Origin of the sequence: Ohtaekwangia sp., assembly GCF_036786105.1 — a bacterium.
Taxonomy (GTDB): Bacteria; Bacteroidota; Bacteroidia; order Cytophagales; family Cyclobacteriaceae; genus Ohtaekwangia.
The window spans coordinates 1-12,280 of record NZ_DAIQRQ010000011.1; the positions used below are offsets into that span (position 1 = coordinate 1).

Sequence of the window (12,280 nt, forward strand, 5' to 3'; positions counted from 1 at the left end):
TTTGCTCTCGCAACTCGTAGCTCAAAGCTGACAGCTATTTCAATGTATTCCCAGATCCCGCTGTATACCTTCCAGCGATTTACCTTTTGTTTCGGGTAATACTTTCCAGGCGAAGAGGCCGTGCAGGAACATCATCAACGTGAAGAGCAGAAACGAATAGTAGCCACCGTTCTCAGACGATTCTACCAGAATCGGAAATGTCCACGAAATAATAGCTGCCATAACCCAATGCGTGGAACTGCCGAGGGTTTGCCCTTGTGATCGTACTTTGTTTGGGAATATTTCGGAGATGAATACCCAGATCACGGCACCCTGTGAGAAGGCAAAGAATGCTATAAAACCCACGAGGTATAGCATAACAGCATAGCCGCCGAACTGATGGGTATAGAATGCATGGGCTACTAATCCAAGGAATACAACCATCCCAACTGATCCGATAATCAACAACGTTTTTCTGCCGAAACGATCAATCACCGATATAGCCAGCAGCGTAAAAACCATGTTCGTTACACCGATAGAAACCGCTTGCAGCAATGCGGTGTCTTTGGCAAGCCCCGTCATTTCAAATATCCGCGGAGCGTAATACATGATCGCATTTATACCGGAAAGCTGGTTGAACATGGCCAGCACCACAGCATATAGTATAGGCTTGTTGAACTGTCCGTTGAAGAGACTTTCTTTTTTGTAGTGTAAATCGGCTTGTAACGATTCGCGGATTGTATTATAGGCTGCAGATACATTGGGTTCTCCAATCTCGCCCAATACTTTCCTGGCTTCATCATCGTGATTGTGTTTTACCAACCAGCGTGGACTCTCCGGAACAAAAAATACAAAAATGAAGAACAGCAGGGAAGGGATAGCCTGCACGCCCAGCATCCATCGCCATGCATTTTCACCTATACCAAACAGCAGGTAATTGGAAATGAATGCAAGCAAAATTCCACTCACAACATTGAACTGAAACAACGCTACTAACTGACCACGCTTGTGTGCGGGTGATATCTCTGATATATACATCGGTCCTACCACGGAAGATGCACCAACCCCTATGCCACCCAGAAAGCGAAACACAATAAACAGCGGCCATGAAGGAGTAAGCGCAGTAACAAGAGAAGTAATGAGATATAGTATACCAATGGCCTGCAATACTTTCTTGCGTCCGTACTTTTCGGCAGGGGCACCGGCTGCGAGCGAACCTATTACGGTGCCGATCAAAGCAGAGGCTACGGTAAATCCATGCTGTACGGTAGTGAGCTGCCAGAGGGCCTGAATGGATTTTTCTACACCGGATATTACGGCTGTATCGAAGCCAAAAAGAAAACCGCCCAGGGCGGCTACTATAGAATTGCGGAAAGCGGTATTGGATGGAGGCATCTTGCGTATGTTAGTTACGTAAGATAGCAAGATCCTTGTCATAGAAAAATATTAAGTGCCTGATTCCATCCTCCGGTGGAAGTAGGGGCGAAGTATGGTGCGATCCAATACGATCCAGGCCAATACTATATTGAGCATGATAATGATGTTTACAATCCGCTTACCATCCACGGTAAAGGAAGGCGTACCCTCCGGGATGAATGTTTGGGGAAGATCTGACTGCTGTAGATTTATAGTCGTGGTACTATCAAATATACCGGCTGATGCCAGCCATGCCGCGGCACCCACGGCTACCAGGATGCCCGCCAGCAGAAATATAGCATTTCGTATAGACCATGATGATGAGGCGGGGCGCTGGTGTAAGTGCAGCATCACACGATCTGTAAAATTCCGGGAAGGTTGTTCTATTGAAAAGGCAACAAGTGTTTGATCGAGCTTACGTAATTCTTCAAACCGTGCCTGGAGTATATCACTTTGCTGAAGTGCTTCTTCCAGCTTGCGCACTTCGGCATCACTCAGATTGCCATCCAGGTAATCCAGTAATTTTTCTTCCAGTTCTGTTGATATTTTTTTCATGGCACTACAAAGTTAATGCTTCGTGGCTCAATAATACTTTTAGTTCATCGGCCAACCGCAGGCGTGCACGGTGTATCCGTACCTTTAATGTGTTGGCAGGTATATTGGTAATAACGGCAATCTCGTCAAGCGAAAATTCGTCCAGGTAAAATAACGAGAGTGCCGTGCGGTCAGCTTCGTTTAGCTTCTCTAACGCCAGAGAAAGGTATTTACGTTTATCCATTTTTTCCAGCAACCCTTCGCCCTCCTGATTATATTCTACTACTGTATTTTCGATGCTTTGAAAAACGCGGTTGTTCTTTCGCTTATAGCTGATGGAAGTGTTGAATACAATGCGGTAAAGCCAGGTTGAGAATTTTGCCTGCCGGTTAAAATTCTTCAGGCTATGAAATGCTTTAATGAATGCATCCTGTGCTGCTTCTTCGGCTTCCGGTTTATGCTGCAGTATCTTCAGGGCAATGGTATAAGCATAACGCTTATGCCGGTCAATCAACTCAGCATACGCCTGTTGCTCGCCCGCCAGAATACTGTCGATAAGGGGAAGATCCGGATCAATCATCATCTTGCCGTTTGACGCGGTGTTCGCCATTCCGGTTACAAGTGCTTTATGAATTTCTGAAATAAAAATCTTTCAGACAAAAATGATAATTGGATTGTAACGTGACGATAAGTCCCTGCGTCAAAACGGCCAAATACTAAACATAAAGATTATGAATATTGAATTCTTTGCTATTATGATACCGATCATATCGATTGTAGGCGCATTCATTATGATTGTTTACCTGCGCAGGTATGAGAACATCGAACGAATGGCGATGATCGAAAAAGGTGTCAGTCCCGAGTTTCTCAACATCCGTAAACCGCGTAACACTTCATTCCCATTGCGTGCGGCATTATTACTCATCGGTGCCGGTCTCGGCCTGCTTATGGGCCATATTCTGGAACGCAACTTTAACATGGAAGAAGAAGTAGCCTACTTCTCGATGTTATTCATCTTCGGCGGTATAGGACTCGGCATTGCCTATGTGATTGAAGAGAATAAAAATGCGAAAGAAAGAAATAATCTTTAGCTGATAGCTGTTATCGGTTACAGGTTAACCGTTATCAGGAATAGTATATTAACGGTTACCCTGTAACGGTCTTTCCGAATAACAATTAACCTGTAAATCCTATCTTCTTAGAGGTGAAGCTTTGAGCAGTGTTACTGCAAAAGCACCTTAGGACGGCTGCAGCCGTCCTTTCTTTTTTGTGAACTGAGTAAATATATACTTTGATGCGGATGATATTGAGTTAATACGTTATTCGTTGCCGGTTAATTGTTACAGCTGTTATCGGTTAACTTGTAACTGATAACGAAGTGTTGGCCGGCAGGCTATTCCAATCGTTCCCGTTTTCCAACAGGTTGTAGAACTATTCAACATGTTCTGTGCTTCGCAGCGGACGTATATAATTTGTAAGTTATTGGTGAGCAGTAAATTATTAAACACTCTGCCGTGGCTGGCACAGCTTTATAACTTACAGGATGCAGAAATCAATGTTTAACTTTTAATTTTTTAAAACCATGAAAAAAGTAATGTTCGTCCTTTTCGCTTTGGTAGCAGGTGTTGGTTTTGCTAATGCTCAAGTGTCAAGCGATCCCGCTCCGGCAGCAACTCAATCTACTCAGATGCAGGATGAGAAAACAAAGATTAAGGCTGAAGAACTTCCTCAAACCATTAAAAAAGCATTGGAAGGCGAAGACTATCGCGGATGGTTGATCAATGCAGCTTACCATAACAAGGCAAAGAACACTTACGAAGTTGAACTGAAAAATGGCGCTGAAACCAAAACAGTGAAGTTTGACAAAGACGGTAAGAAGGTAGACTAATTGCCCTCCAAACAATCCCTATTGTTAATTTAGAAGAAGGCCGGAAATTATTCCGGCTTTCTTTTTTATTTTTCGCCTTCTATGGCCAGCATTTTAGTAATTGAAGACGATTTGACTTTTTCCAGGATACTGGAAGGATTCCTGAAGAAGCATAAATTTACGGTTGAGCTCAGTCATAAGGGCAAGGATGGACTGAAGACCTTTACTTCCGGCACCTTCGACCTGGTGCTGCTAGACTACCGGTTGCCCGATGCAACGGGTATGGATATACTGGTTGATATCAAAAGCGCATCGCCGGATACCCCGGTCATTATGATGACCAGCTTTTCAGATATACGCACTGCAGTAAAAGCAATCAAGGCTGGTGCATTTGAATACATCACCAAGCCCGTAAACCCGGATGAGCTGTTGATGATCGTGTCGCAGGCGCTGAAGAAAGAAAAGCGTCATGTCGAAGTTTCTACAGCACCTGTTGCGAACAATTCATTTGTAGTCGGTAATAGTGTACCCTCACAGCAGTTGCATGAGTATATCAGGCTTGTGGCACCTACCGATATGTCGGTTATCATTGAAGGTGAGAGTGGCACCGGTAAGGAGAATGTTGCGCGCTCCATTCACCAGCAAAGCAAGCGTGCAGGCCAGAACTTTGTGGCAGTAGATTGCGGGGCACTTTCAAAAGACCTGGCAGCAAGTGAACTGTTCGGGCATGTAAAGGGAGCTTTTACGGGTGCTGTGCAAGATAAAACCGGTCAGTTCGAGATGGCCAATGGCGGCACACTCTTCCTCGATGAAGTAGGTAATCTTTCATACGAGGTACAGGTAAAATTACTGCGCGCCATACAGGAACGTATCGTATCACCGGTAGGAAGTAATAAAGAGATCAAAGTAAATGTGCGCATCATCACGGCAACGAATGATGATCTGGCAGAGAGTGTGCGCAAGGGGCAGTTTCGCGAAGATCTGTATCACCGACTGAATGAATTTAAGATGCGTGTGCCATCGTTGCGCGAACGGGGCAGCGACCTGGAAGAATTTCTTGTTTTCTTCCGTACCGGTGCCAATAAAGAACTCGGTAAAAATGTTACCGGTTTCGATGATGAGGTAATGTCTATATTTACTTCATACGACTGGCCCGGTAACTTGCGCGAGCTGAAGAATGTAGTGAAACGTGCCGTATTACTCACAACAGGCGACCGGGTACAAGTAGATGCTATACCTGCGGAAATGCTTGCCGCTGTTAAGGAAATGCAAAGCAAAGGTCAGCCGAAAGTTCCGATCTATGATCTGAAGGCATTGCAGGAAGTTCAGGAGCGTGAAATGATTGTGCGCACGTTGAAAGAAGCGCGCTATAACAAGTCCAAAGCAGCGCGTATACTAAATATCGACCGCAAGACGCTATACCTCAAAATGGAGAAGTACGGAATAGAGTAGAATAAGATAGTATTTATAATTTCTATTCAACCGCTACGCGGGCTGTTCTCAGTAATTTTTCGACTTCATCCTTTAGACGCAGTATTCGTTCAGTGAGGTTGTCAACGGGTTCTCCATTGATGAGGGCGTGTTCTATATCACGTAGTTTTTTGCTCAGGTTTTCAGCTCCCATCTGCCCGATACGTCCTGCAAGTTTATGCACTACCTCGCGCAGCAGGGTGGCATGTGGATGTTGCAGATATTCTTCAAGCAATTGCAGGTCTGATGCGGTTTCTTCTACAAACTGGCTGAGCACCGATTGAAAAAGCTCTTCATCATCCAGGGTCATCTTTCGTACAGCAGAGAAGTCGAGTACCGATTCTTCTGCCAGCGAAGCCGTGGAGGCTGCAGCCGATATACCCAGCATGGCGAGCAGCTCGTATTCATGAAAGGGCTTGGATAATACCTTATCGAATCCTTCATCCAGTAACTTCTGCTGATCTTGCTGAAACACGTGAGCCGTAAGCGCAATGAACGTGGTGGAGCGATTATACTTTTTCCGGAGTGCCTTGCAAAGATCAATGCCGTTGATGTTCGGCATCCGGATATCAATCAGTATATGCGTTACATGAGGATCCGGTGCCTGCCCGAGTAGTTTCTCTGCTTCCTGGTATATATGGCTGGCAATGCCATGCTTGTCGAGAATAAGCGCACCGAGGCGCAGAATCATCGAGTCATCATCCACCAGTATAACTTTACCGGTGAATGGCTCTTCTGATATCGGCTCGGTTGAGCGGGGAGCAGCAGGTTGAATATCGGCAGCGCGCTCGAAAGTAAGCTTCACCGTAAATGTAGAGCCTTTATCCGGTTCGCTATATACTTCCAGGTTTCCGTGCTGGGCTTCTACCAGCGAGCGCACAATGGTGAGCCCCAGACCAGAGCCACCGCTTTGCTGCTGCATGATGGATGAGCCGGCCTGTTCAAATTGATTGAAGATACGCTTCAGATCTTCTTTACGTATACCAACACCTGAATCGGTAACTTCAAATGTGCAGGTAACGGCATTGTCATGTTCAATGGTTTTCACGGTAAGCCTTACAAATCCTTTGTAAGTAAATTTGATGGCGTTGCCTAACAGGTTATAAAGTATCTGCCGCAGTCTGAATGGATCGCCCATCACCGTATATTCTGCGGCCTGCTCCAGATCCAACAGGAAGGTGAGATTCTTTTTGTCGGCCTGCACCCGCATGGCATTTTCTACTTCCTGCACCAGGCGTAGTATAGTAAATGGTTCTTTGGCAATAGAAAAGTTGCCTGAAGAGATACGGCTATAGTCCAATACTTCATTTACAATGTGCAGTAAGTGTTCAGACGAACTGTGTATTGCTTCGGCAGCTTCGTGTGAATTACCGGCATGGGTGCGAAGCTGTTCTGCAAAACCGATGATAGACTGTAACGGTGTGCGTATCTCGTGGCTCATGTTTGCCAGGAAACGCTCTTTGATCTTGCTGAGTTCTTCAGCTTCATCGCGCGCCTGCTCAAGTTGTTCCTTGTAATAATTACTCTTGCTGATGTCCATCCAGATAAAATATACCAGTATGGCGGCAATGAGAAAGAAGGCGATTACCAGTATGCTGATGCGCGATATACTTTGGTTGAAGAGCAGCCCCGCGCGATTGTTGTTGCTGCGCATTTTTTGTAACTCTTCATTCTCCACTTCATGCAGTGTGTTGAGGAGACGATTAATGAAAAGACTGTTTGCATGGATCAACTCCAGCTCACGATGTTGCAGTCTCTTGTTTTGTGTTGCCTGGTTAGCCTCAAGCTCCTGCATAATGCGCTCCACTTCTTCCAGCGCCTTATTTTGCCTGGCAAAGGCGAGTGTGTCAACCTTTACGCTGAGTTCTTCCTGAACTTTGATATGTGTTTCCGGAATGGGAGTAGTTTTCTTTTTGCCGAATAACTTGCCGAGTCCCGATCGTTCTTTCTCTTTTTGTTGCACGATGGAATCGGTAAAAGTAGTGATGGTTTTTTTCTGCGTGGTTACTACACTGGTATCGATCTGACTTTGTTCAATGATCGTAGAAAGCGTATCCAGCCGACTGGTGAATTGCTTCTTTTCTGCGTAACGTGATTTAAGTTTGAGGTAGGAGAAGAAAAGTTTGTTACGCTGATGCAGTATATCTTTCATCGAAGCGAGTCGTGCAAGTTGGGCCGTGTCCCACGGCAACAACATCAGCGAGTCGATCATATTGGAAACGGTCTTCGACTGATTCAAAAATGTTTTATAGGGCTTGCGCGGATTTTCGATGGCTTCTGCACGCTGAAGCTGATCCAGTGTAGTGATTTCTTCAAATACACTGTTCAGCAAAGAGAGCTTTTCGTTCGGCTCGGAGAGCTCATCCACCGTGTTGAGCATTTCCCGAAACGAAAAGTGTGTAATGCCTAACGCCAGTATAATGGCAACGAATGCCAGCAGAAATCCTGCAAGCACCTTTTGCTTCATTGAGGTCGGGTCCTGGTTATCCTGATAATATTGCATCCTGTTCTGCACGTTCTGCAAACCAGACGTATGGCCTGCATGTTTCTATTACACTTTAAAGATAATGATTGAAAGAACGAGTATGGGTATACCTATATTCTTTTCAGTCAAGCTGTTTTTCTGGTCTTTAACAGGTTATCCGAATATCCACATCATGAGTGTTATGGCGGCGATGTGGATGATCAGGATAGAGGCTGCATCCAGCAGAAATCCGGCCCGCACCATATCTTTCATGCGGATATAGCCGCTGGAAAAGACAATGGCGTTGGGAGGCGTTGCTACCGGGAACATAAACCCGATGCTGGCGGCCAGTGTAACGGGAAGGCCCAATAATATCGGATTTACTTTCAAACCGTTGGCGATGCCAAAGATTACCGGAACAAAAATCTGTACCAGCGCAACATTGCTCATAAACTCCGATAGCACTACGGTGACTGTAATGAGCATGAATATAAGCCAGCCGTTGAATGTACTTTGTGCTGCTATATAGTTGCCCACCACTTGAATGATGCCCGCCTGTTCGAGGCCTTCTGCGAGGCACAGGCCACCACCAAACAGGATCAGGATGCCCCATTGTATCTGCTGACTGTCTTTCCATTCGAGGAGGAACTTCTTTTCCTTCAGGTTTACAGGAACGAGAAACATGAGCATGCCACCAAACATAGCAACGTTGGTATCGGTCAAAACACTTTTGCCAATCATGTAGGTGTTGATGGCTTCCTGGAATATCCAAAGGAAAGATGTGATTGAGAAAATGATCATCACATACTTTTCTTCCTGCCTGACGCTGCCGAGCTCTTTCAGTTTTTCGGTGATCAATGCATCGGAGCCTTCAATTTTATCGATCCGGTTCGGAAAGAGTATACGCGTCACCATCCAGTATGTCATGAGCAGGAGTATGGCAGCTACAGGTACTCCCACCAACATCCACTGGCCGAAATCGATCTTCTGGTGATAGAAGTCTTCCAGTAAGCCTTTAAACACTACGTTGGGTGGTGTGCCAATAACCGTGGCCAGCCCACCGAGCGTGGAGGCGTATCCTACCGCGAGCATTAACCCCAGCGCAAAGTTCCGTTCCGCTTTGGGTAATGCATGTGGCTGCTGTTCTTTATCTCTTTTTACAAGGTTAATAACCGACAGCGCTATAGGAAGCATCATCATGGCGGTAGCCGTATTACTGATCCACATACTGATGAAAGCGGTGGCCAGCATAAAGCCGAGTATAATTCCGTTGCCGGAGGTGCCGGTAATGCGAATAAGGTTTAATGCAATGCGTTCGTGAAGCCGGTGCTTTTCCAGGCCAAGTGCAATCATAAAGCCACCCATGAACAGAAATATGATAGGGTTGGCATAGGGTGATGCAGCTTCGGCTGGTTTCATAACACCGAGGAGGGGAAATACTACCAGGGGTAACAATGCTGCTATAGGTATAGCCACGGCCTCTGTTATCCACCACGTAATCATCCATGCGCCTACGGCCAATACTTTATAGGCACCGGCTGAAATAAAATCAACAGGTATACAAAGCAGTGCCAGGAGAAATAGCAATGGGCCCAGGAAGAAGCCGATTACACGGGCAGAGAAAAGCTGGTTGTTCACGCGAGATGCCGGGTTAATAAAATATATAGTATAAAAATATTAATCTTCCGCGAGTATATATTCACTATAAAAAAAGTCCTCTGAATTTTTCAGAGGACTTACAACCCGAAAAGGTTCAATACTGTAATCAGTAATTACCCGAAGCGGCAGGTTTGGGATTAGCCGGCTTCACAACAATTACTTTCCCATCTAGTTCTTTCTCATTCAACGCAGCAATTGCATGGTTGGCCTCGTTATCATTTGTCATTTCGATAAAGCCATAGCCTTTGGAGCGGCCCGTCTCTTTATCGCGAACGATTTTGACAGATGTAACCTGACCAAATTTTGCAAACGCAGCTTCCAGGTCTTCTTTACGAGTCTTGAAGTTTAATTTTGCAACAAAAATGTTCATGATACAAAATGTTAAGTAAATAAATAATGTATGAATGAGCCTTCATATACTCTTAACAAATATAACGAATTATTCTTGCTTAAGGGAGTAAAAACCGGTTGACGTAACCGCGTAAAAAAAGGCCTCACGTGCTGGTGAGGCCTTGCCCATAGAAATGAATCCAGAATAACCGCTAAACACTTCTGCCTCGAATAAGCCGAAGCAGTATAGCTATAATGGCAATTACCAGTAGCAAGTGAATGATGCTTCCTGCACTGAATACAAATGCTCCCAGCAGCCATCCAATGATCAGGATTACAGCGATGATATACAGTAAATCTCCCATACTATAGATGTTTGAAAACTACAGGATAAAAACAAATGCCACTGCTAAACCGGAAAGGCTGATAACATTAAAAAGTTGGTTGCTACAGAACGGGTAAGCAGTTTGTTCTGAATTGGGGAATGCAATCCGCAAATGTGGGGATTAATTCAACAGCGGCCTTCAAAATTTATTACGGAACGCCCTCTGATATCTGGCATTCTATTTTCATTTACGGACTTTAAAATTTACTGTCTATGAATGTTTTAACAATTATCATAACCTTTATACTAGCCTATGTATTCTTTATGACGGCTACGTATCTGCTCGCTCGCTTGTTCTTTCCGATGGAAGACACTACACCAAAACGGGTAAAAAGTCATCAAACTGTTAGAAATACTTCACACTTGCGGACTATGCATAAACGCGTAGTAGCGGATGCAGCTCCGAAAATTATGGTAACAAAAGCGATGGCGTAATGTAATGGTGGGGGCATGTATACCTATAAATCAGATTATTAGGTATGGTAATGCTCTGTTTAGAAGGGCATTATTTCTTGGGAGGTATATATAAGCTTTTCTGGTATAATTTGTGAGCTGTTGCCTGTGCCTGATTGCGTGCCGGGTTATCATCCGTAAAGTATAGAAGCAGTGAAATAATGATTGTAAAGACTGATCCTATCCAAATGCACCTTCGATTGAATTGTTTTCTCATTGCAGATACTTTAATAAGAGACTTTAAAGTTAAATTCTTATGCCACGTGCTTAGATACAATTCCGGCATAAAAGGTTAACGAGCCCGGAAAATAATTATTACATAAACCTCTGCAAGCCTATGCTATTCCTGAAGAAGAGAAGTGTGACAAAAAAGAAGCAAGCTGAAAAAGCATTCGTGCAATCGCGTGATGTTATAGATGTTTCCGCGCACGAGCGGATCATAAAAAGCAGACAGGCACTGGTAGACCTGATTAAATTTCTGGATTCACTTTAACAGAAAACAACCACTATATGAAAGCAATTGTAACAGTAATGAAAATAGTAGTCTCTGCACTACTTACTTATGGTTTGCTGATGCTCACCATCTGATGGTTTGGCAAGACGCTTTAAAATCTTCTGGTACGTACACCGGTTTCGCAAGCCTTGACTATCGTCAGGGCTTTTGTATTTTTAACGGGGCAGAGAAATGTACATGAAAGACGAGGAATATCTACAGGTTTATTTATACAGACGCGTAGTGAACGCCAAACTCTTTATTGATTCGCATTATGCCGAGGCAATCGACCTTGATAATATTACCAATGAGGCTCACTTCTCTAAATTTCACTTCATTCGTCTGTTCAGAAAAATATACGGCAAAACACCCTATCAATATGTTACTACGGTTCGCATAGAAAAAGCAATGCAGTTGTTGCGATCCGGTATATCTGTATCGGATGTATGTTACCAGGTTGGCTTTGAGAGCATCAGCTCCTTTAGCGGATTATTCAAACGCATCGCGGGTATAGCCCCTTCCGCGTATAGCAGCCGGCAACGTGCGCTGCAGGATCGTGTTGCAAAAGAACCCCTTGGATTTGTACCGGGATGCTTTGCCGGAAAAAACGGCTGGGCAAAAAAGCAATTTTCAAGAAATGATCCTGCGTAAGAGATACGACCTTTGGACATAGTTCTACCAAAAACAAACAAATATGATCAGCAGAATGTCGCACGTATGCGTCTACGTACTGGACCAAAACAGTGCTTATGATTTCTATGTAAACAAACTTGGATTTAAAGTAGCCACCGATGCTCCCATGGGTCCCGATGCACGCTGGCTTACCGTTACTCCTCCCGATCAGCCAGAACTGGAAATAACCTTAATGCCCGTGAAAGAGGGTATGATGTTCTCCAAAGAAGCAGCCGAGCAGATGCGGAGTCTGGTGCAGAAAGGTACATTCGGCTTTGGTGTTTTTGAATGCCGCGATATATATGCAACCTACGAAGAACTGAAAGCAAAAGGTGTGGAGTTTTCCAAGCCACCCAGGAAAGAATTCTACGGTATAGAAGCACTCTTCAAAGATGACTCAGGCAACTGGTTCTCGCTGGGGCAGAAGGAGGCGTAGGTATTTATGAGTGTGATCTTGCAGTCGGGCAGGGGTACCCGACTGCACATGATTCTGCCATGCAATGAAGTCAGGTATTTGCACTTGCTTTCGAAAAACGGATTATTCTTAATGACTGTCTT

The 12,280-nt window shown here is 44.6% G+C and carries 14 protein-coding genes; 7 read left to right on the forward strand and 7 right to left on the reverse strand.

The annotated features are described in order from the left end of the window. Positions 1 to 39: 39 nt before the first annotated feature. The 3 genes from V7Q33_RS07390 to V7Q33_RS07400 are packed head-to-tail and all read right to left on the reverse strand — an operon-like array spanning position 40 to position 2,539. Positions 40 to 1,374 (reverse strand): sugar porter family MFS transporter, encoded by a 1,335-nt coding sequence (locus V7Q33_RS07390; RefSeq protein WP_333819483.1) that lies wholly within the window; start codon positions 1,372 to 1,374, stop codon positions 40 to 42. A 51-nt stretch (positions 1,375 to 1,425) separates the two neighbouring features. Beyond that, complete coding sequence (locus tag V7Q33_RS07395; protein WP_333819424.1) at positions 1,426 to 1,950, reverse strand: anti-sigma factor family protein; 525 nt, start codon at positions 1,948 to 1,950, stop codon at positions 1,426 to 1,428. 4 nt (positions 1,951 to 1,954) lie between these two features. Then, positions 1,955 to 2,539, reverse strand: coding sequence for an RNA polymerase sigma factor (locus V7Q33_RS07400; RefSeq protein ID WP_333819425.1), 585 nt, complete (start codon positions 2,537 to 2,539; stop codon positions 1,955 to 1,957). 121 nt (positions 2,540 to 2,660) lie between these two features. Between V7Q33_RS07400 and V7Q33_RS07405 the strand changes: the two genes are divergently transcribed. From V7Q33_RS07405 to V7Q33_RS07415, 3 genes are all read left to right on the forward strand, one after another. Beyond that, positions 2,661 to 3,020 (forward strand): DUF6249 domain-containing protein, encoded by a 360-nt coding sequence (locus V7Q33_RS07405; protein ID WP_331977264.1) that lies wholly within the window; start codon positions 2,661 to 2,663, stop codon positions 3,018 to 3,020. A 491-nt stretch (positions 3,021 to 3,511) separates the two neighbouring features. Beyond that, complete coding sequence (locus V7Q33_RS07410; protein ID WP_331977262.1) at positions 3,512 to 3,817, forward strand: hypothetical protein; 306 nt, start codon at positions 3,512 to 3,514, stop codon at positions 3,815 to 3,817. Between the two features lie 81 nt (positions 3,818 to 3,898). After that, positions 3,899 to 5,248, forward strand: coding sequence for a sigma-54-dependent transcriptional regulator (locus tag V7Q33_RS07415; protein WP_333819426.1), 1,350 nt, complete (start codon positions 3,899 to 3,901; stop codon positions 5,246 to 5,248). A gap of 22 nt (positions 5,249 to 5,270) precedes the next feature. On the opposite strand, the gene V7Q33_RS07420 is transcribed toward V7Q33_RS07415, so the two are convergent. The 4 genes from V7Q33_RS07420 to V7Q33_RS07435 form a co-directional block, all read right to left on the reverse strand. Further along, on the reverse strand, positions 5,271 to 7,733 hold the full coding sequence (locus V7Q33_RS07420) for a sensor histidine kinase (RefSeq protein ID WP_333819428.1): 2,463 nt from the start codon (positions 7,731 to 7,733) through the stop codon (positions 5,271 to 5,273). Positions 7,734 to 7,904: 171 nt separating this feature from the next. Then, a complete protein-coding gene (locus V7Q33_RS07425; RefSeq protein WP_331977257.1) occupies positions 7,905 to 9,368 on the reverse strand; it encodes an SLC13 family permease in 1,464 nt (487 codons plus the stop codon). Positions 9,369 to 9,495: 127 nt separating this feature from the next. Beyond that, on the reverse strand, positions 9,496 to 9,759 hold the full coding sequence (locus V7Q33_RS07430; RefSeq protein ID WP_331977255.1) for an RNA recognition motif domain-containing protein: 264 nt from the start codon (positions 9,757 to 9,759) through the stop codon (positions 9,496 to 9,498). Between the two features lie 172 nt (positions 9,760 to 9,931). Continuing rightward, positions 9,932 to 10,084 carry a lmo0937 family membrane protein gene (locus tag V7Q33_RS07435; protein ID WP_331958915.1) on the reverse strand — a complete coding sequence of 51 codons (153 nt, stop codon included), beginning with the start codon at positions 10,082 to 10,084 and terminating at the stop codon, positions 9,932 to 9,934. Between the two features lie 233 nt (positions 10,085 to 10,317). Here V7Q33_RS07435 and V7Q33_RS07440 point away from each other — a divergent pair, with 233 nt between their 5' ends. From V7Q33_RS07440 to V7Q33_RS07455, 4 genes are all read left to right on the forward strand, one after another. Beyond that, positions 10,318 to 10,539 carry a hypothetical protein gene (locus V7Q33_RS07440; protein ID WP_331977253.1) on the forward strand — a complete coding sequence of 74 codons (222 nt, stop codon included), beginning with the start codon at positions 10,318 to 10,320 and terminating at the stop codon, positions 10,537 to 10,539. Positions 10,540 to 10,894: 355 nt separating this feature from the next. After that, complete coding sequence (locus V7Q33_RS07445) at positions 10,895 to 11,050, forward strand: hypothetical protein (protein ID WP_331977249.1); 156 nt, start codon at positions 10,895 to 10,897, stop codon at positions 11,048 to 11,050. A 192-nt stretch (positions 11,051 to 11,242) separates the two neighbouring features. After that, positions 11,243 to 11,701, forward strand: coding sequence for an AraC family transcriptional regulator (locus V7Q33_RS07450; protein ID WP_333819430.1), 459 nt, complete (start codon positions 11,243 to 11,245; stop codon positions 11,699 to 11,701). A 43-nt stretch (positions 11,702 to 11,744) separates the two neighbouring features. Next, a complete protein-coding gene (locus V7Q33_RS07455) occupies positions 11,745 to 12,158 on the forward strand; it encodes a VOC family protein (protein ID WP_331977245.1) in 414 nt (137 codons plus the stop codon). Positions 12,159 to 12,280 lie beyond the last annotated feature (122 nt).

What these genes read in the sequence shown, in the direction of transcription:
- V7Q33_RS07390 (WP_333819483.1), bottom strand. Translation starts at nt 1,374, where the DNA reads ATGCCTCCATCCAATACCGCTTTCCGCAATTCTATAGTAGCCGCCCTG.
- V7Q33_RS07395 (WP_333819424.1), bottom strand. Translation starts at nt 1,950, where the DNA reads ATGAAAAAAATATCAACAGAACTGGAAGAAAAATTACTGGATTACCTG.
- V7Q33_RS07400 (WP_333819425.1), bottom strand. Translation starts at nt 2,539, where the DNA reads ATGGCGAACACCGCGTCAAACGGCAAGATGATGATTGATCCGGATCTT.
- V7Q33_RS07405 (WP_331977264.1), top strand. Translation starts at nt 2,661, where the DNA reads ATGAATATTGAATTCTTTGCTATTATGATACCGATCATATCGATTGTA.
- V7Q33_RS07410 (WP_331977262.1), top strand. Translation starts at nt 3,512, where the DNA reads ATGAAAAAAGTAATGTTCGTCCTTTTCGCTTTGGTAGCAGGTGTTGGT.
- V7Q33_RS07415 (WP_333819426.1), top strand. Translation starts at nt 3,899, where the DNA reads ATGGCCAGCATTTTAGTAATTGAAGACGATTTGACTTTTTCCAGGATA.
- V7Q33_RS07420 (WP_333819428.1), bottom strand. Translation starts at nt 7,733, where the DNA reads ATGAAGCAAAAGGTGCTTGCAGGATTTCTGCTGGCATTCGTTGCCATT.
- V7Q33_RS07430 (WP_331977255.1), bottom strand. Translation starts at nt 9,759, where the DNA reads ATGAACATTTTTGTTGCAAAATTAAACTTCAAGACTCGTAAAGAAGAC.
- V7Q33_RS07435 (WP_331958915.1), bottom strand. Translation starts at nt 10,084, where the DNA reads ATGGGAGATTTACTGTATATCATCGCTGTAATCCTGATCATTGGATGG.
- V7Q33_RS07440 (WP_331977253.1), top strand. Translation starts at nt 10,318, where the DNA reads ATGAATGTTTTAACAATTATCATAACCTTTATACTAGCCTATGTATTC.
- V7Q33_RS07445 (WP_331977249.1), top strand. Translation starts at nt 10,895, where the DNA reads ATGCTATTCCTGAAGAAGAGAAGTGTGACAAAAAAGAAGCAAGCTGAA.
- V7Q33_RS07450 (WP_333819430.1), top strand. Translation starts at nt 11,243, where the DNA reads ATGTACATGAAAGACGAGGAATATCTACAGGTTTATTTATACAGACGC.
- V7Q33_RS07455 (WP_331977245.1), top strand. Translation starts at nt 11,745, where the DNA reads ATGATCAGCAGAATGTCGCACGTATGCGTCTACGTACTGGACCAAAAC.